The 18,009-nt window shown below is 59.4% G+C and carries 16 protein-coding genes; 7 read left to right on the top strand and 9 right to left on the bottom strand.

Annotated features, from left to right (window positions below):
• Positions 1-116 precede the first annotated feature (116 nt).
• Positions 117-782 carry a peptide-methionine (S)-S-oxide reductase MsrA gene (gene msrA / locus AB1A62_RS05235; protein WP_366660440.1) on the top strand — a complete coding sequence of 222 codons (666 nt, stop codon included), beginning with the start codon at positions 117-119 and terminating at the stop codon, positions 780-782.
• 16 nt (positions 783-798) lie between these two features.
• Here the strand turns inward: msrA and AB1A62_RS05230 are convergent, their stop codons facing one another.
• Complete coding sequence (locus AB1A62_RS05230) at positions 799-1,671, bottom strand: ribokinase (RefSeq protein WP_366660438.1); 873 nt, start codon at positions 1,669-1,671, stop codon at positions 799-801.
• Between the two features lie 6 nt (positions 1,672-1,677).
• Entirely contained in the window at positions 1,678-3,933 is a 2,256-nt protein-coding gene (locus AB1A62_RS05225; RefSeq protein WP_366660437.1) for an NADP-dependent malic enzyme, read from the bottom strand.
• A gap of 298 nt (positions 3,934-4,231) precedes the next feature.
• Between AB1A62_RS05225 and AB1A62_RS05220 the strand changes: the two genes are divergently transcribed.
• Both AB1A62_RS05220 and mutS read left to right on the top strand, forming a co-directional pair.
• Entirely contained in the window at positions 4,232-5,065 is an 834-nt protein-coding gene (locus AB1A62_RS05220) for a flagellin (RefSeq protein ID WP_366660435.1), read from the top strand.
• A 101-nt stretch (positions 5,066-5,166) separates the two neighbouring features.
• Positions 5,167-7,797: a DNA mismatch repair protein MutS gene (mutS, locus tag AB1A62_RS05215; protein ID WP_366660433.1), complete on the top strand. Its 2,631-nt coding sequence runs from the start codon at positions 5,167-5,169 to the stop codon at positions 7,795-7,797.
• 87 nt (positions 7,798-7,884) lie between these two features.
• Here the strand turns inward: mutS and AB1A62_RS05210 are convergent, their stop codons facing one another.
• Positions 7,885-8,448 carry a nucleotide exchange factor GrpE gene (locus tag AB1A62_RS05210; RefSeq protein ID WP_366660431.1) on the bottom strand — a complete coding sequence of 188 codons (564 nt, stop codon included), beginning with the start codon at positions 8,446-8,448 and terminating at the stop codon, positions 7,885-7,887.
• A 9-nt stretch (positions 8,449-8,457) separates the two neighbouring features.
• Positions 8,458-9,522, bottom strand: coding sequence for a heat-inducible transcriptional repressor HrcA (gene hrcA, locus AB1A62_RS05205; protein WP_366660429.1), 1,065 nt, complete (start codon positions 9,520-9,522; stop codon positions 8,458-8,460).
• Between the two features lie 142 nt (positions 9,523-9,664).
• On the opposite strand from hrcA, the gene rph reads away from it, so the two are divergent.
• From rph to AB1A62_RS05185, 4 genes are read left to right on the top strand one after another with little or no spacing between them, the layout of a single operon-like run.
• Positions 9,665-10,378, top strand: coding sequence for a ribonuclease PH (gene rph / locus AB1A62_RS05200; protein WP_174145232.1), 714 nt, complete (start codon positions 9,665-9,667; stop codon positions 10,376-10,378).
• Positions 10,375-10,989 (top strand): RdgB/HAM1 family non-canonical purine NTP pyrophosphatase, encoded by a 615-nt coding sequence (gene rdgB / locus AB1A62_RS05195; protein ID WP_366660427.1) that lies wholly within the window; start codon positions 10,375-10,377, stop codon positions 10,987-10,989. The genes rph and rdgB overlap by 4 nt, the downstream gene beginning before the upstream one ends.
• Positions 10,982-12,136, top strand: coding sequence for a radical SAM family heme chaperone HemW (gene hemW / locus AB1A62_RS05190; RefSeq protein ID WP_366660425.1), 1,155 nt, complete (start codon positions 10,982-10,984; stop codon positions 12,134-12,136). The genes rdgB and hemW overlap by 8 nt, the downstream gene beginning before the upstream one ends.
• 4 nt (positions 12,137-12,140) lie before the next feature.
• A complete protein-coding gene (locus AB1A62_RS05185; RefSeq protein ID WP_366660423.1) occupies positions 12,141-12,494 on the top strand; it encodes a YbaN family protein in 354 nt (117 codons plus the stop codon).
• Here AB1A62_RS05185 and AB1A62_RS05180 read toward each other — a convergent pair.
• The 5 genes from AB1A62_RS05180 to mnmE are packed head-to-tail and all read right to left on the bottom strand — an operon-like array spanning position 12,484 to position 17,994.
• Positions 12,484-13,377, bottom strand: coding sequence for a ParB/RepB/Spo0J family partition protein (locus AB1A62_RS05180; protein WP_366660421.1), 894 nt, complete (start codon positions 13,375-13,377; stop codon positions 12,484-12,486). The two genes, AB1A62_RS05185 and AB1A62_RS05180, sit on opposite strands and share 11 nt — an antisense overlap.
• 26 nt (positions 13,378-13,403) lie before the next feature.
• Positions 13,404-14,213 (bottom strand): AAA family ATPase, encoded by an 810-nt coding sequence (locus AB1A62_RS05175; RefSeq protein WP_366660420.1) that lies wholly within the window; start codon positions 14,211-14,213, stop codon positions 13,404-13,406.
• Positions 14,206-14,823, bottom strand: coding sequence for a 16S rRNA (guanine(527)-N(7))-methyltransferase RsmG (gene rsmG, locus AB1A62_RS05170; RefSeq protein WP_366660419.1), 618 nt, complete (start codon positions 14,821-14,823; stop codon positions 14,206-14,208). The genes AB1A62_RS05175 and rsmG overlap by 8 nt, the downstream gene beginning before the upstream one ends.
• Positions 14,820-16,694, bottom strand: a complete 1,875-nt coding sequence (mnmG, locus tag AB1A62_RS05165) for a tRNA uridine-5-carboxymethylaminomethyl(34) synthesis enzyme MnmG (RefSeq protein ID WP_366660417.1) — start codon at positions 16,692-16,694, stop codon at positions 14,820-14,822. The genes rsmG and mnmG overlap by 4 nt, the downstream gene beginning before the upstream one ends.
• Before the next feature lie 13 nt (positions 16,695-16,707).
• Positions 16,708-17,994 carry a tRNA uridine-5-carboxymethylaminomethyl(34) synthesis GTPase MnmE gene (mnmE, locus tag AB1A62_RS05160; RefSeq protein WP_366660415.1) on the bottom strand — a complete coding sequence of 429 codons (1,287 nt, stop codon included), beginning with the start codon at positions 17,992-17,994 and terminating at the stop codon, positions 16,708-16,710.
• Between the last annotated feature and the right edge of the window lie 15 nt (positions 17,995-18,009).

The following is an 18,009-nucleotide window of genomic DNA, read 5'->3' as shown; positions in this document are numbered from 1 at the left end:
TGGATCCGGAATCCAAACGATAACGTGCTGTCACCAGTCCGTGAAATCCTGACGTGCCGGCTTGAGCAGAGGCGCGGCAGCCGGCAGGCTGGCAACATGACAGGATGGAGTCGGGAATGCGAGTTCTGGAAAAATTGAAACCCCTGGTTTTGACCGGTTTGATTGCCATCGGAATTGCGGCAAACGGCAATCCGTTGCGCGCGCAGTCGACCGAAGTTCTGACCGTTGCCGGCGGCTGTTTCTGGTGTGTGGAAAGTGATTTCGAAGGGGTGCCGGGTGTGGTTGAAGCCGTATCCGGCTACACGGGTGGCACCACGGCGAACCCCACTTACAAGGACGTCACCCGCGGTGGCACCGGCCACTATGAGGCGGTGCAGATTTTCTTTGATCCAGCCAAAGTCTCTCGCGAGCACCTTCTCTCGCTTTTCTTCCGCTCAGTGGACCCCACCGATCCTGGCGGCCAGTTCTGCGACCGTGGCAACAGTTATCGCACCGCAATTTTTGTTTCTAACAAGGAAGAAAGGGCTCTTTCTGAACAAGTAAAGACAGAAGCGCAGCAGGCCTTGGGACAGAAAATCGTGACCCCGATCCTGCCATCCAAGGCTTTCTACGAGGCGGAAGACTACCACCAGGACTATTACAAGGGCGACAGCCTGGTTTTCACCCGGTTCGGCCCCAAACGGCAGGCGGCAGCTTACAAACGCTACCGTCAGGCCTGCGGGCGCGATGCGAAGGTGTCGCAGCTTTGGGGTGACGCGGCGCCCTTCGCCAAAGGGCACTGAGGCAGGGGTGCCCAGGTCAGAACCGGGCGGCTTGCACTTCCTTCAAATCAGGAATGACGTCAGCCGTGCCCCGGCGCGTGACCATAAGGGCCCCTGCCCGGCTTGCCTGTTCCATCGCCTCCGCAACTGTCAGGCCCAGGTCCAAACCTGACAGAACGTAGCCGGTGAAGGTATCGCCTGCACCGGTTGTATCAACCGGTGTGACTGGCAAGGCAGGCACGTCACTGACAGCGCCCGTGTCTCCGTCAATATGCCGTGCGCCCTTGGCGCCCAGGGTGATGATCACATCCTTGATGCCAAGCTCTCCCGGTTGTTTCCCCGTTGCCTGCGCCAGCTGCTGTGCCTCGATCTCATTCAGGATCAGAAAGTCCAAGTATGGAAGAACCGCCTGCACAGCGTCTGCATTAAACGGGGCGGCAGCGTAGCAGACGCGCAGCCCCTTCTGCCGGCCCAACCGCGCCGCCTCTGCCTGCATGCTGGTTTCGTTCTGCATGACCAGGATGTCACCGGCACTCGCCTGAGACAGAGCCCGATCCACCTGATCCTGGCTCAGTGCGCGATTGGCGCCGGGGAACAGGATGATCTGGTTTTCGCCCTCAGGCTCGACCGCGATGATCGCATGGCCGGTCGGGGTAACTGCTTGGACAATGTGGCTGGTGCCAACCCCATACGCCTTCAGCCTCTCGACCGCCCATTCTCCGTCAGGACCCACAGCACCTATATGGTTCACAGAGCTGCCGGCACGGGTCGCAGCAACGGACATATTGGCACCCTTGCCGCCAAGAAAACGGTCAAGGCTGCGGGCGGCAAGGGTTTCCCCCGCCGCTGGCAAATGCGGCATGGCATAGACCATGTCCGCATTAATCGAGCCGAGGTTCCAGATCGCCATGTCAGATCACCCGATATTGCAGGCCGCCAAAACCGCCATGTTCAGAATGTCATTGGTGGTGGAGGTGGTCGAGCAGATCTGGATCGGCTTGTCGATGCCCGACAGGATCGGACCGATCACCGTGGCACCGCCCATTTCCTGCATCAGCTTGACCGAAATTGAAGCCGAGTGGCGGGCCGGCACGATCAGGACGTTGGCCGGGCCAGTCAACCGCTGGAACGGATAATACCGCTGCGCGCGTTCGTTCAGAGCCACGTCGACGGTCATCTCACCTTCATACTCGAAGTCGACGCCGCGCTTGTCCAGCACAGTGGGAGCGACATGCATCTTCTCGGCCCGTTCCGACACCGGATAGCCGAAGGTTGAGAAGCTGACGAAGGCCACCCGCGGTTCAAGCCCCATGTGGCGGGCGACCACGGCCGCTCGTTCCGCGATGTTGGCCAGGTGGTTTTCGTCCGGCCATTCGTGCACCAGCGTGTCGCCGATCAGCACGATCCGGCCCTTGTGCAACAGCGCGGTCACACCAGCCACACCGTGATCAGCGTCGGCATCGAACACATGGTTGATCCGGTCCAGCACATGCGCCGACTTGCGGGTTGCGCCAGTCACCAGGCCGTCACCATGCCCATGCGCCAGCATCAGGCTGGAGAACACATGCCGGTCGCGGCCCACCAAGCGGTGGATGTCCTTGCGGTCAAACCCTTTGCGCTGCAGGCGGTTGTACAGGAATTCCTTGTACATCTCGAAATGCGGCGTGTTGGCCGCATTCACCACTTCCAGTTCACGCACAGCATCCCCCAGACCGGCTTTCTCCAGCTTGGTGCGCACGTCATCCGGCCGTCCCACGACCAGCGATTTCCCAAAGCCCGAGCGCTGGTACATCACTGCGGCACGCAGCGCCCGCGGGTCGTCGCCCTCGGCGAAGATCATCCGCGACTGGGCGGAGCGTGCGCGGGCATTCAGGCCGCGCAGGATCGAGGCCGTCGGGTCCATGCGCGACTTCAAACCAACCTCATAGGCGTCCATGTCCACGATCGGGCGGCGCGCCGCACCGGTGTCCATGCCCGCCTTGGCCACGGCCGGCGGAATCCGGTGGATCAGCCGCGGATCAAACGGGGTTGGAATTATATAATCACGGCCAAAAGTCAGCGATTTGCCATAAGCCAGTGCTACCTCGTCCGGCACATCCTCGCGCGCCAGCGCCGCCAGCGCATGCGCACAGGCAATCTTCATCTCGTCATTGATGGCGCGGGCATGAATATCCAACGCGCCGCGGAACAGATAGGGGAAGCCCAGGACGTTGTTGACCTGGTTCGGGTAATCCGAGCGGCCGGTGGCGACGATTGCGTCAACCCTCACTTCATGCGCCTCTTCCGGGGTGATTTCCGGATCGGGGTTGGCCATCGCAAAGATCACCGGATTGTCGGCCATCGAGGCGACCATCTCCTGAGTCACTGCGCCTTTGACCGAAACGCCGAGGAACACATCAGCCCCGCGCATTGCTTCTTCGAGGGTACGCAGATCGGTCTGGATCGCATGGGCCGATTTCCACTGGTTCATGCCTTCAGTGCGGCCCTGGTAGATCACGCCTTTGGTATCGCAGGCGATGCAGTTTTCATGCCGCGCGCCCATGGCTTTCAGCAGCTCGATGCAGGCGATGCCCGCCGCGCCGGCGCCATTGAGGACGATCTTCACATCTTCGATCTTTTTGCCAGACAGATGCAGCGCGTTGATCAGGCCTGCCGCGCAGATCACCGCAGTGCCGTGCTGGTCATCATGAAACACCGGAATGTCCATCTCTTCCTTGAGCTTTTGCTCAATGATGAAACATTCGGGCGCCTTGATATCTTCCAGGTTGATGCCGCCAAAGGTCGGCCCCATCAGCTTAACCGCCTCGATGAACTTGTCCGGGTCTTCAGTATCCAGTTCGATGTCGATCGAGTTCACATCGGCAAAGCGTTTGAAGAGGACCGATTTGCCTTCCATCACCGGCTTGGAGCCCAGCGCACCCAAATTGCCAAGGCCCAATACTGCCGTGCCGTTGGAGATCACCGCAACGAGGTTGCCCTTGTTGGTGTAATCATAGGCGGTCTCCGGATTCTCAGCGATGGACTCGCAAGGCACCGCAACGCCCGGAGAATACGCCAGCGACAGGTCCCGCTGTGTGGTCATCGGGACCGTGGCATTGATCTCCCATTTGCCCGGAGATGGCTCCAGGTGGAACGCCAGGGCTTCTTCGTCGGTGATCTTGTTCTTGGGCATTTAATCTCGTGTCCTCTCCTCGTCGCGGACCGTCTTAGCCCAGCCCACGGCGCCCCTCAATCCGCGGTTTCAAGAATCTGTATTGCCAGATTTTAGAAAAAAGCGGCTAAAAGACGATAGGTACCGTCAGGTTTTCGCCTCAAAGCAGACCGCGGAATGCTGCAATTTCTTAATAGGTATTAACGCGCACCTGTGGCCCAGGTGGCGCTGAGGCCGGGAAGTCAGAGGCCTGCAAGCAACGGTCAGAACGGCGTTTGTCCGCCCGCAAAAGGGCAAAGGATCAAAGGAAAAGTGAGGAATGATAAGCTTCCACAACAATTCCGGTGCAATGGTGGCCTTGCAAACATTGGGCGGAGTCAATTCTCAGCTCAACCAAACGCAGGACAGCATTTCCACCGGTCAGAATATTAGTACCGCGCAAGATAATGCAGCCCTCTGGGCGATCTCCGAGCTGATGAATTCCGATATTTCCGGATTGCGCTCAGTCTCGGACTCTTTGTCGCTGGGCGAAGCTACAGTGGCGGTAGCCTCAGCCGGGGCTGAGCAGATCACGGAAACCCTGACCGAAATGCGGTCACTTGCCATCATGGCCAGCAGCGGCATGGGCGACTTCAGCAAGTATGAGGCCGCCATGGAAAAGAAAACCGAGCAGATCAATTCGATCATTTCATCTTCCGGCTTTAACGGAGTGAACCTCCTGAAAACCGATGTCGACGGTGCCGGCGGCACCGGTCTGACAGTACCGTCTGCGATTTCCGGCGACGGCAGCCTGAGCACCCTCAGCATTGACGGAGTGGATTTTGAAGGCAGCCCGCAGTTCGACCTCGGTAGCCGGACCGCAATCACAGACAGCGCCAGTGCCCTGACGGCCTTAGGGGAGATCGAAGGCTTTCTCGCCTACGCAATCGACGGTTCCGCAGCCCTGGGTGCCAGCGCCAATCAGCTGGCTGGCCAAGGCGACTATGTCAGCAAGCAGTCCGATGCCCTCACCCGGGGTGTCAGCTCGATGATCGATACCAGCATGGAAGAAGCTGCGACCAAACTGCTGGCCCTGCAGGCGCAGCAGCAGCTGAGCACCCTGTCTCTCTCCATCGTCAACACGATGCCTGACACGCTGCGCAATCTCTATTGACAGCAGGCTGCCGCCGGAGCCCCTGGCGGCAGCCATATCCGGGTTTTCCTCGGTCCGCCCCCATTGTAGATGTCTTGCAAAGACGACCCGGGGGACCTCCAATGACCGTAACGCCGATGATGGCGCAGTATCTAGAGATCAAGGAAGCGCACGCAGATGCGCTGCTTTTCTACCGGATGGGCGACTTCTACGAGATGTTCTTTGAGGACGCGGTCAATGCGGCCGAGGCGCTGGACATCGCACTGACCAAACGCGGCAAGCACAACGGTGAAGACATCCCGATGTGCGGCGTGCCGGTCCATGCCGCCGAAGGCTACCTGCTGACGCTGATCCGTAAGGGTTTCCGCGTGGCAGTGGGTGAGCAGCTGGAAAGCCCGGCCGAAGCCAAGAAACGCGGCTCCAAGTCCGTCGTGAAACGCGATGTCGTGCGGCTGGTGACCCCCGGCACCCTGACCGAAGATTCCTTGCTGGAAGCCCGCCGCCACAACTTCCTGGTCTCTTACTCCGAGCTGCGGGATGACGCGGCGCTGGCCTGGGCCGACATTTCCACCGGCGCGTTCCATGTGATGCCGGTTGCAAGGGTGCGGCTGTCGCCGGAACTGGCCCGCCTGGCACCATCTGAACTGATTGTCGCCGATGGTCCCGCCTATGACGCCGCCCGCCCGCTGGCGGATGAATACAAGATCCCGCTGACCCCTCTGGGAAAAGCAAGCTTTGACAGCACCGCTGCCGAAAAACGTATCTGCACTCTGTTCAACGTCAGCGCGCTGGACGGCTTTGGAACCTTCACCCGCGCCGAAGTCTCGGCGATGGGCGCGCTGATCGATTATCTGGAGATCACCCAGAAGGGCAAACTGCCGCTGCTGCAGCCGCCGCAGCAGGAAGCTCAGGACCGGGTGGTGCAGATCGACGCCGCCACCCGCCGCAATCTGGAACTGACGCGGTCCCTGTCCGGCGGCCGGACCGGCTCTCTGCTGTCCGTCGTGGACCGGACCGTCACCCCGGGCGGCGCCCGTCTGCTGGAACAGCGGCTGTCCAGCCCCTCGCGCAATCTGGACACCATCCATCAGCGCCTAGCGGCCCTGGACTTCGCGGTTGAGCACACGCGGACCGCCGAGGACCTCCGTGCTGCTTTGCGCAAGACACCGGACCTCGACCGGGCGCTTTCGCGTCTCGCGTTGGAGCGCGGCGGCCCGCGCGACCTGGCCGCCATCCGCAACGGTCTGTCGCAGGCAGAGGTGATTGCAGACCTCTGTACCGGGATGGAACTTCCTGCACTGATGGACGGAGCTATCTCGGATCTACAGGGGTTCGATGATCTGCTCTCCCTCCTCGACGCAGCTCTTGTCGCCGAACCGCCGCTGCTGGCCCGTGATGGCGGATTCATCGCGGCCGGATATGACCCGGAACTGGACGAAGCCCGCACCCTGCGCGACGAAGGCCGCTCGGTTATCGCCTCGATGCAGAAGAAGTATGCGGAGCACACCGGCGTCGCCTCGCTGAAGATCAAGCACAACAATGTGCTGGGCTACTTCATCGAAACCACCGCGACCCACGCGGACAAGATGATGTCGCCGCCGCTGAACGAGACCTATATCCACCGCCAGACCACCGCCAACCAGGTCCGGTTCACCACGGTGGAGCTGAGCGAGATCGAGACCCGCATCCTCAACGCCGGCAACCTGGCGCTGGAGATCGAAAAGCGGCTCTACGCAAGACTTTCCGGCGCCATTCTGGACACAGCGGCGCGCCTCAACACTGCCGCCCGTGGTCTGGCAGAGCTGGACCTTCTGTCAGCTCTGGCTGATCTGGCCCGCGGCGAGAATTGGACCCGGCCCAAGGTCGACAACAGCCGTGCGTTCCACGTCGAAGGCGGCCGCCATCCGGTGGTGGAGCAGGCCCTGCGCCAGCAAGGCGGCGAGACCTTTGTGGCCAACGACTGCGACCTGACTGCGCAGGACGGTGCCGCTGTCTGGCTGCTGACAGGCCCCAACATGGCCGGTAAATCAACCTTTCTGCGCCAGAATGCCTTGATTGCCCTGCTCGCCCAGATGGGCAGCTATGTCCCGGCAGAAGCTGCACACATCGGTCTGGTCAGCCAGCTGTTCAGCCGCGTCGGCGCCTCTGACGATCTGGCCCGCGGCCGCTCCACCTTCATGGTGGAAATGGTCGAGACCGCCGCAATCCTGAACCAGGCGGACGATCGCGCTCTCGTCATTCTCGATGAAATCGGCCGCGGTACTGCCACTTACGATGGCCTATCGATTGCCTGGGCAACGCTGGAGCATTTGCACGAGGTGAACCGCTCCCGCGCGCTCTTTGCCACCCACTACCACGAGCTGACCCAGCTTGCCGCCAAACTGGAAGGTGTTGATAACGCCACCGTAGCGGTAAAGGAATGGGAGGGCGAAGTGATCTTCCTGCATGAGGTGCGCAAAGGTGCTGCCGACCGGTCTTACGGTGTCCAGGTCGCCCAGCTCGCCGGCCTGCCTGCCTCGGTTGTTGCGCGTGCGCGTGATGTGCTCGACATGCTGGAACAGGGCAGCCGCGAAGGCGGCTCCAAAATCCAGATTGACGATTTGCCCCTGTTCGCAGCTGCTCCGCCGCCGCAGCCCAAGGAGCCAGCCGCTCCTTCTCCTGCAGAAGAAATGCTTGCAGCCATTCACCCCGATGACCTGTCGCCGCGGGAAGCGCTGGAGATTCTCTACAAGATGAAAGAAACAGCGAACTGAAAAAAAAGCGGCCCTGATCAGGACCGCTCTTTCATCTTTCAAGAAGTACTCCCGCCGGAGGCACAGGCCCGCTAGGGCCTGTCTACATCAGCTGGCCGGCGTGGACGATACACCAACCTGTGCGGCGCGCAGCAGCCGGTCATGCAGCATGAAGCCTTCCGCAGACACCTGAATGATGTCGCCCGCCTTGGTGCCCGGCACCGGCGCCTCGAACATTGCCTCATGTACCTTCGGGTCGAACTTGTCGCCCACCTCGGGCGACACAATCCGGATGCCATGCTTCTCGAATACACCCAGCAGCGAGCGCATGGTCAGCTCAACGCCTTCAATCAGAGCCGCCGATACCTCGCGCTGCTCTTCGGTGGCCGCTTCGATCGCGCGCTTCATGTTATCGTAAACCGGCAGCATGTCGCGGGCCAGTTTCGAACCGCCATAATTCTCTGCTTCACGGCGCGCCTTGTCGCCCCGCTTGCGTGCGTTTTCCGCATCCGCCAGCGCCCGCATAAAGCGGTCCTTCAGCTCATCCCGTTCCGCCCGGAGCGCATCGATTTCCAGCGAGGCATCATCAAATTCCTCGGTCTGCGCAGCCAGCTCTTCAGCCTCGGCGGCGGCGATGTCATCCAGAAAGTCTTCGTCCTTGAGCTCTGCCATGTTTCACCTCTAACTCCGGTCGGACAACAGTTTGCCAACCAGCTGTGCCGTGTAGTCCACGATCGGCACAATCCGTCCGTAATTCAGGCGCGTCGGGCCAATCACCCCAACCGCACCGATGATCTTTCGATCCGCGTTCATATAGGGAGACACCACCAAAGAGGAACCCGAAAGTGAGAAAAGTTTGTTCTCCGACCCGATAAAAATGCGCACGCCCTCGCCTTCTTCGGTCAGTTCGAGGAATTCAGCGATGTCACGCTTGCGCTCCAGGTCGTCAAACAGCGTGCGGATACGCTCCAGCTCCTCCGCGGCGCCGGTCTCTGCCAGAAGATTCGCCCGTCCCCGCACTATCAGCCGGGCCTGTTCGCTGCCTTCCTCTTCCCAGACCGCCAGTCCGCTTTCAATCATTGCGTGTGCAAGGCTGTCTATTTCTTGCCGGCGCGCTGAAATCTCCCGCTGGATCTGCCGCTGAACCTCGCTCAGTGTCTTGCCTTCAATCAGCGCATTCAGGAAATTCGCGGCCTCCCGCATCGAGCTGGGTGTCTGCCCTGGCGGCGGGGTAAACAGCCGGTTCTCCACATGCCCGTCGGAAAACACCAGAACCACCAGAGCGCGGTCATGGGCCAGAGAGACAAATTCGATGTGGCGGATCTCAGCTTCGTGCTTGGGTGTCAGAACCAGGGAGGCGCCCTGCGTCACGCCCGACAACGCCGCACCAACGCGGTCAAGCATGCCGCCAACGTCGCCTGCATTCCTGCCAAGCGTCGCGTCAATCTTCTCGCGGTCCTTTGCATTAAGGTCACCAACCTCTAGCAAACCATCAACAAACATCCGCAGGCCCATCTGCGTGGGCACCCGTCCTGCGCTCACATGGGGGCTGTCCAGCAGGCCAAGGTATTCCAAGTCCTGCATCACGTTGCGCACCGTGGCCGCACTGACCTTTTCACTCAGCGACCGGGTCAGCGTGCGGCTTCCCACTGGATCGCCGCTCTCCAGATAGCTTTCCACCACCGCCCGGAACACGTCCCGGGAGCGGTCATTCAGGTCCTTCAGAATGTTGTTCGGATCGCTCATCAGCCTACCAGCATTTCTTCCGGTCTAAACATAGGAACCCAGCGCCAAAATGTCATTAAAGAGCACTTCGTGAAAAGGTCAATCGGGCTTGCATAGCCCCGCGTCCGGGGGATATCCCAAGCCAACAGCAAAAGGATGTGCCATGCGACCCTCAGGACGAGAATTGAATGAAATGCGCCCTGTCTCGATCGAGACCGGCTTCACCAAACACGCCGAGGGCTCCTGCCTGATCAAGGCGGGCGATACCCACGTCCTTTGCACTGCCACCATCGAAGACCGCGTGCCGCCGTTCATCAAGGGAACCGGCCTGGGCTGGGTGACCGCCGAATACGGCATGCTTCCGCGTGCCACCAACACCCGCATGCGCCGCGAGGCTGCCTCTGGCAAGCAGGGCGGCCGCACCGTTGAAATCCAGCGCCTGATCGGCCGCGCTCTGCGGGCCGGCGTCGACCGTGTCGCTCTGGGAGAACGGCAGATCACCATCGACTGCGACGTGCTGCAGGCCGATGGCGGGACCCGCTGCGCCTCGATCACCGGCGGCTGGGTCGCCCTGCGTCTGGCGGTGAACAAGTTGATGAAGGCTGGCGACGTGCAGATCGACCCGCTGATGGATCCGGTTTCCGCCGTGTCCTGCGGCATCTATGCCGGCCAGCCGGTGCTGGACTTGGATTACCCTGAGGATTCCGAAGCCGGCGTAGACGGCAACTTCATCATGACCGGCTCCGGCAAACTGATCGAAGTGCAGATGTCTGCGGAAGGTTCCGTCTTCTCCCGCGATCAGATGAACCAGTTGATGGACCTGGCCGCCAAAGGCACCTCCGAGCTGGCAGAGATGCAGAAGGCCGCCAGCAAATGACCCGCAAGCTGGAAGGCGGCAAGCTGCTTGTCGCCACCCACAACAAAGGCAAGCTGAAGGAGATCGCCGAGATCCTTGCCCCCTTCGGGGTGCAGGTCATTGGCGCCGGCGAGATGAACTTGCCGGAACCCGAGGAAACCGAAGACACATTTGTCGGCAATGCTCGCATCAAGGCTCATGCCGCTGCCAAGGCTACCGGCCTGCCGGCTCTGTCTGATGATTCCGGCATAACCATCGACGCATTGAACGGCGCCCCCGGCGTCCACACTGCGGACTGGGCGGAAACACCGAGTGGCCGCGATTTCAAACTGGCGATGACCCGCGCCAATGACGAGCTGACCGCAGCCGGCGCCGATTCTCCCCGCACCGCCCAGTTCCGCTGCACCCTGGTCATCGCCTGGCCGGACGGCCATGACGAGGTGTTCGAGGGCGTTATGCCGGGTCAGCTGGTCTGGCCAATCCGTGGCGAACACGGATTTGGCTACGACCCGATGTTCCAGCCGGACGGCTACGGTATCACCTGCGCCGAGATGGATCCCGCAGAGAAAAACAAGATCAGCCACCGCGGCAAGGCTGTCGCTCAGTTTATCCAGGGCTGTTTCGGTGGATGACTGGCGCAATGGGGGCTTTGGCCTTTATATGCATTGGCCTTTTTGCCAGGCCAAATGCCCCTATTGCGATTTCAACAGCCATGTTTCAGCAAAAATAGACCAGAAGCTGTGGGTTAGGGCCTATCTCAGCGAACTTGACAGACTCTCGGAACAGCTCTCAGGCCGGGTTCTGAACTCCATCTTCTTCGGCGGCGGCACCCCTTCCCTGATGCAGCCTGATACGGTCGCCGCAGTCATCGAAAGGGCACGTGAAATCTGGCCTTTTGCCAACAACATAGAGATCTCTCTTGAAGCTAACCCGGGTTCCGTCGAGGCCGGCCGCTTTGCAGGCTACCGGGATGCCGGGGTCAACAGGGTCTCCATGGGCATCCAGGCTCTGAATGACGAGGATCTTCGCCGCCTCGGCCGCATTCACAGCGTCACTGAAGCCAAAGCCGCATTTGACATAGCCCGAAAGTGTTTTGACCGGGTAAGCTTTGACCTGATCTACGCGCGCCAGGGACAGACATTGAAAGCTTGGCAGACAGAGTTGCGCGAAGCGCTCTCAATGGCGATTGACCACCTGTCTCTTTATCAGCTTACCATCGAAGAGGGCACCGCCTTCGGCGACCGGTATGCCCGCGGCAAACTGCGCGGCCTGCCGGAAGATGACACCGCCGCGGACATGTACCACGCCACCCAGGAGATCTGCGCCGGCTTTGGAATGGCCGGTTATGAAATCTCAAACCACGCCAAACCAGGCGCGGAATCCCGGCACAACCTGATCTACTGGCGCTATGGCGACTATGCCGGCATCGGCCCCGGCGCTCATGGAAGACTGACCTTGAATGGCCACCGTTACGCCACCGAAACCCATCTGGCGCCCGGGGCCTGGCTGAATGCGGTGAGCAAAGGCAGCGGTGAATCCCTGCGTGAGCTTCTGAACATGGAAGATGCTGCGGCTGAATACCTTATGATGGGTATGCGCCTGTCCGAAGGTCTGGATATGGTGCGATTTAACCAGCTCTCGGGTCAGCAACTACCTAAAGACCGGCTGGAAGATCTTGTACAAATGGGCATGATCACTATCTCTGACCAAAAGCTTCGTGCGACGGATCAAGGCCGCGCGGTATTGAATGCGGTCCTCCGTGAACTCTTGATGGATTGAAGCAATGCGTTTCCTCTATGCCGGCTTGGGACTGTTTTGCGTAGCCTTGGCCGTCATCGGAATTGTCCTCCCACTCTTGCCAACAGTTCCCTTCCTGCTTCTCGCTGCCTTCTTCTTTGCCAACTCTTCTGAGCGCCTGCACAACTGGATTGTCGCTCACAACGTCTTTGGTCCGATGATTATGGACTGGCGCGATCACGGGGCGATCCGTCCAGGCGCAAAAAAGGCGGCAACCGTCTCGATTGCCGCCGTCTTTGGCCTTTCTCTTCTGCTTGGCGCTCCCGGACATGTCCTAGGCATTCAGGCAGTAGTTTTGTCAGCTGTCCTTGTCTTTATTTGGACCCGCCCTAACGGCTGAGCAGATTACACAACTCGTCCAGCTGATCCAGGTTCTCGTAATTGATCGTCACCGCGCCGGCCTCTCCTCCAGGCTTATGATCAATCGAGACCTTCATCTTCAGCATTGCGGACAAATCACCCTCAAGTGCCCGGGTGTCTGCGTCTTTCTCTGGCGCTTTCCTGGGCTTCTTCGCCCCGCCCGCCTGAATCCCAGCCGCGTCCTTCTTGACCAAGGCTTCAGTTGCCCGGACAGACAAGCCGCCCTTAACGATTTTCGCCGCCAGTTCGGAAGCATTGTCTGAAGTAATCAGTGCACGCGCGTGGCCGGCAGACAGCTTACGCTCCTGGACAAGGATCTGAACATCCTGCGGCAGGTGCAGCAAGCGCACGAGGTTAGCAATGTGGCTGCGGCTCTTGCCGAGCGCCTCCGCCATCTTCTCCTGCGTATGGCCAAACTTCTCCATAAGCTGCTTGTAGCTCTGCGCCTCTTCCATGGCGTTCAGATCCGAGCGCTGGATGTTTTCAATGATGGCTACTTCCATCATTTCCAGGTCGGAATAATCCCGGATCAATACCGGAACTTCATGCAGCTGCGCTGCTTGAGACGCCCGCCAGCGGCGTTCGCCGGCAACAATCTCAAATTTGCCGCCAGATCTGGGCCGCACGATCAGCGGCTGCAGAACCCCCTTTTCCTTGATGGACGCCGTTAGGTCATCAAGATCTTCCTGCAGAAACTGACGCCGCGGCTGGTTGGGGTTTGCAACGACATTCTCGATAGGCACCAGAACTTCCGCGTTGCGCGGCGCCTCAGCCTGCGTGCTCACCGGCGCAGGGTTCACATCCGCCATCAACGCCGACAATCCCCGGCCAAGCCCGCGTGGTTTTGTTTTCTTGTCTGCCATGGTTGCCTCCGGTCAGTGTTCTTCATTTACGCCGCTATTTTGTGATGTTTATTCAGGATTTCTTCCGCCAAAGCGCGGTATGCCTGTGCGCCCAGGGAGTTTGTGTCGTAGTTCAAGACCGGCTGCGCGTAGGAGGGTGCCTCGCTGACACGCACATTGCGTGGGATTTTCGTCTGGAACACAAGATCTCCCAGATTATCCCGCGCATCCTGCTCCACCTGCTGGGACAGGTTGTTACGCCGGTCAAACATGGTCAGAACGATCCCCTCGATCCTCAAACCCGGATTCGCAGACTGCCGCACTTCACGAATCGTCAGCATAAGCTGCGTCACGCCTTCCAAGGCGAAGAATTCGCTCTGCAATGGCACCAGTACAGAATGGGCTGCCACCATTGCATTTACGGTCAGAAGGTTCAGAGACGGCGGGCAATCAATCAGAACATAGTCCCAATCATATTCATCCATTGCCGTCTGACGCAGAGCATCATGCAGCAGGAAGCTGCGCTTTTCATTGGTGAACAGCTCGATGTCCGCAGAGCTAAGGTCAACGGTAGCCGGAATGATGCAGAGATCTTCAATTTCTGTCTGCCGGATAACATCTGACAGGGAAGCATCCTCGACGAGAAGATCATAGGTCGTCAGATCCCGGTCAGACGGTTCAATTCCCAAACCTGTCGAAGCATTGCCCTGCGGATCCAGATCAACAACCAGAACCCGCAGCCCGCATTCGACCAGTGCCGCGGCAAGGTTGATGGCTGTTGTTGTCTTCCCTACCCCGCCTTTCTGATTTGCGACCGCGATGATACGAGGCCCCTCCGGGCGGGAATAATCAGACACGTTCAACTCCCCTGATTTTCAGGATTACTGCTTCTGGCTCAGTCAAACTTTTAGCCGTTTCAGCTTCAAACCGCCATCTCTGCCGCGCGTTATCCACTTCTTTTTTCCAGTTCTCCCCTTTCGGGAAAACAGCAACGCCATCGGCAGCAAGATGGCGCTCTGCAAAACCGAGAAGATCATCCAAACCTGCAAGTGCCCGTGCGGACAACACATCCGCCAGCTGCGATGGAGCCTTTTCAATCCGCTCGCTCAGCACCGTAATTGATGCACCGCACTCCCTGGCTGCGGTGCGAAGAAAGGCCGATTTGCGCTGGTCACTCTCGATCAGCGTCACCCGCATTTCAGGCGCCTCATCGGCGGCAAGCAGCGCGATTACAAGTCCGGGAAATCCCCCGCCGCTTCCGATATCCACCCAGTGCCCCGGCGTGTCGACACAGCGGAAGACCTGTACGGAATCCGCTATGTGCCGAGTCCATAGCTGGTCAAGGCTGGACCGGGACACCAGATTGATCTTCGGGTTCCATTTTCGAATAACGCTATCAAAGGTCTCGAGCCGTTGGATTGTTTCACGTGAAACATTGAGCCGATCGAGGAGGGCCTTGCCACTCATGCAGTCTTCTCCTGCCTGGTCCCTTCCTTGCGGAGACGGGCCAGGATAAGCGCAAGTGCTGCCGGCGTCATGCCGTCGATCCGGGCCGCTTGCGCCAGGGTTTCCGGACAAGCCCGCGAAAGCTTTTGCTGAAGCTCCTTGGAAAGCCCGTCAATTTCGTCATAGACAAAACCCTTAGGGATCAAATGGCCTTCATCACGCTTCATCACGGAAATTTCCCGCTCCTGCCGCGCAATGTAATTTGCATACAAGGCATCGCGCTCCATTTGACGACGAATTTCCGGAGTCACGCTATCCAGCTCTGGCATCAGCTCAATCACATCCTCGAAGGCGACATCCGGAAATGCCAGAACATCCAAGCCAGTACGCCTGTTACCGTCCTGATTGACGCGGATCCCTGCTTCTGCGACCTGTTTCGGAGTGAAGGTTCTTGCTTCCAGCGTCTGCCGGGCTGAGGTCAGCTGTTCGCTTTTCTGCAAAAACGCCACCCGGCGTTCCTCGCCGGCGCAGCCCAGATCAATCGCAATCGGGGTCAGTCTTTGGTCTGCATTATCGGCCCGCAAGGAGAGTCTGAATTCCGCTCTTGAGGTGAACATCCGGTAAGGTTCCGTGACACCGTTGGTCGTCAGATCATCGATCATCACACCGATGTAGCTGTTTGACCGGCTGAAGGTCACCGGTCCGGCGCCCTTGGCCCGACGCGCCGCGTTCAAGCCGGCGACGAGTCCTTGCGCAGCCGCTTCCTCATAGCCGGTTGTGCCGTTTATTTGCCCTGCAAGGTACAGTCCTGGCACGTCCTTCAGAGACAGATCCAACTGGAGCGCGCGCGGATCCACATAGTCGTACTCAATCGCATAGCCCGGTTGCAGTATGTCGGCACTCTCCAGGCCAACGATCGAACGGACATAATCCTCCTGAACATCCACGGGCAGGCTGGTGGATATCCCATTGGGGTATACCGTGTGGTCGGACACACCTTCTGGCTCAAGGAAAATCTGGTGGGAGTCCTTTTCCGCAAACCGAACAATCTTATCTTCGATAGACGGGCAGTACCGAGGCCCTACGCCCTCGATATGACCGCCATACATCGCGGAGCGTTCCAGGTTCTGCCGGATAATCTCATGGGTTTTGGCATTGGTGTGCGTAATGCCGCATGACACCTGCTTTGCGCTCAGAGACTTAGTCATGAACGAAAAAAAGACAGGATCATCGTCACCGGGCTGTGCGTCAAGGGCATCCCAGTTGATGGTGCGCCCGTCCAGCCGGGGTGGCGTGCCGGTCTTCAGCCGGCCAAGCGGCAGCTCAAAGCTGTCAAGACGCTCGGCCAGTTTGACAGAAGGCTTGTCCCCCATCCGGCCGCCGGGCCTTGAAACATCACCGATGTGTATGACACCCCGCAAAAAGGTTCCCGAAGTCAGAACAACTGATTTGGCCGCAATTTCGCTGCCGTCTGCCAATGTCACGCCGGCGACAGTATCCCCGCTCATCAGGAAATCCGTTACTTCTCCTTCAACGATATCCAAATTCGGCTGACTTTCCGTCAAGCGAAGCATCTCTTGCCGATAAATAGCTCTGTCTGACTGCGCGCGCGGTCCCTGCACAGCGGGCCCCTTCCGGCGGTTCAGCAATCGGAACTGAATACCTGCAAGGTCAGCTACCCGGCCCATGACGCCATCCATCGCATCAATCTCCCGGACCAAATGACCTTTGCCCAATCCGCCGATTGCCGGGTTGCAGGACATTACACCGATACCAGTGCGTTCCAGGGTCACCAGCGCAGTCGCTGCTCCCATTCTTGCTGATGCATGGGCGGCTTCTGTACCGGCGTGACCGCCGCCGACCACAATCACGTCATAAGATGAATGTTTCACGTGAAACACTCCTTCATTTTCCCAGACAGAAACTAGAGAAAATCTCATCCAGGAGATTTTCAACCCCGATCCGGCCAACCAGCATTTCCAGGGCTCGGATCGCCGATCGCATTTCTTCGGCCGCTATATCATAAAACTCCGGTCCTCGCTGCAGGATGTCCTGTGCCTCCGTCAGACTGAGCAAAGCAGACAACATCGCATCCCGGTGACGGGCGCGCGTGGCAATACCCGCCTGCGCGGAACGCTTCGTGAGAACTGAGGATACATGGTCAACCAATTGGTCGACCCCCTGCCCTGACCGGCCCGAGACTGAATTCACCTGATCGGAACGCAGATCCGCCTTTGGACGCAGCCGGATGTCGCCCGTTCGCATTTTCACGTCTAGGACTTCATGGTCTTCCGCGAGAAACACGCGCAAGTCAGCGTCTTCAGCCCGCTTTCGCGCAAGGGCAATTCCGATACCCTCTACATGATCTTCAGTGTCCCGCAAGCCGGCCGTATCCAGCAAAGTAACAGGCAAGCCGGCCAAATCCATGCGCACTTCGATAATGTCGCGGGTGGTGCCGGCGTATTCCGATGTGATCGCGGCCTGCCGGCCGGCCAGCGCGTTCAGCAGCGTGGACTTCCCGACATTGGGTGCGCCGATAATCGCAACTTCGAACCCGCTGCGTATCCGTTCGGCTATTTTGACGCCGGCGGTCTCCCTTTCGAGGCCGGCTTGGACTTCTGCCAAAAGCGCTGTGACCTCAGGTGTTACGTCAACCGGTACTTCCTCATCAGCGAAGTCTATGGTTACTTCGATCAAGGACGCTGCCCGGATCAGATTTGCCCGCCAGGTTTCAGCCAGCTGCCCCAAGCCGCCGGCGAGGATGACTTGAGCTTGCTTGCGCTGTGCCTCGGTTTCCGCATCAATCAGATCGGCAAGGCCCTCAACCTGGGCCAGGTCCAAGTTACCGTTTTCCAACGCACGGCGGGTGAACTCACCCGGTTCAGCCATTCTCAGACCGTCGATTCGCCCCAGCGAATCAAGAACCGCTGAAACAACTGCCGTGCTGCCATGTGTTTGAAATTCAACGGTATTTTCACCGGTGAAACTGTTTGGAGCAGTGAAACTCAGAACCAGGGCTTCATCAAGACGCTCACCTGATTCGTCTTTCAGAACCCGCAGGCAGGAACCCCGCGCCGGCAGTTGACCGCGGCACAGCGCCGCGCCGGCGTCAAGCGCAAGCGGACCGGAGACGCGGATCACCGCGACCCCGGCCTTCCCTTGGGCGGAGGCCAGCGCAAAGATCGTGTCCATGGGGTGGCCTTTCTC

Origin of the sequence: Leisingera sp. JC11 (assembly GCF_040704725.1) — a bacterium.
GTDB lineage: Bacteria > Pseudomonadota > Alphaproteobacteria > Rhodobacterales > Rhodobacteraceae > Leisingera.
This window is presented reverse-complemented; position numbering and strand designations above follow the sequence as displayed.

Excerpts from the sequence above, each read along its gene's own strand:
- AB1A62_RS05225 (WP_366660437.1), bottom strand. The coding sequence starts at position 3,933 with ATGCCCAAGAACAAGATCACCGACGAAGAAGCCCTGGCGTTCCACCTG.
- AB1A62_RS05180 (WP_366660421.1), bottom strand. The coding sequence starts at position 13,377 with ATGGCAGACAAGAAAACAAAACCACGCGGGCTTGGCCGGGGATTGTCG.
- AB1A62_RS05220 (WP_366660435.1), top strand. The coding sequence starts at position 4,232 with ATGATAAGCTTCCACAACAATTCCGGTGCAATGGTGGCCTTGCAAACA.
- rph (WP_174145232.1), top strand. The coding sequence starts at position 9,665 with ATGCGACCCTCAGGACGAGAATTGAATGAAATGCGCCCTGTCTCGATC.
- rdgB (WP_366660427.1), top strand. The coding sequence starts at position 10,375 with ATGACCCGCAAGCTGGAAGGCGGCAAGCTGCTTGTCGCCACCCACAAC.
- hrcA (WP_366660429.1), bottom strand. The coding sequence starts at position 9,522 with ATGAGCGATCCGAACAACATTCTGAAGGACCTGAATGACCGCTCCCGG.
- mutS (WP_366660433.1), top strand. The coding sequence starts at position 5,167 with ATGACCGTAACGCCGATGATGGCGCAGTATCTAGAGATCAAGGAAGCG.
- AB1A62_RS05210 (WP_366660431.1), bottom strand. The coding sequence starts at position 8,448 with ATGGCAGAGCTCAAGGACGAAGACTTTCTGGATGACATCGCCGCCGCC.
- rsmG (WP_366660419.1), bottom strand. The coding sequence starts at position 14,823 with ATGAGTGGCAAGGCCCTCCTCGATCGGCTCAATGTTTCACGTGAAACA.
- AB1A62_RS05230 (WP_366660438.1), bottom strand. The coding sequence starts at position 1,671 with ATGGCGATCTGGAACCTCGGCTCGATTAATGCGGACATGGTCTATGCC.
- mnmE (WP_366660415.1), bottom strand. The coding sequence starts at position 17,994 with ATGGACACGATCTTTGCGCTGGCCTCCGCCCAAGGGAAGGCCGGGGTC.
- AB1A62_RS05185 (WP_366660423.1), top strand. The coding sequence starts at position 12,141 with ATGCGTTTCCTCTATGCCGGCTTGGGACTGTTTTGCGTAGCCTTGGCC.
- msrA (WP_366660440.1), top strand. The coding sequence starts at position 117 with ATGCGAGTTCTGGAAAAATTGAAACCCCTGGTTTTGACCGGTTTGATT.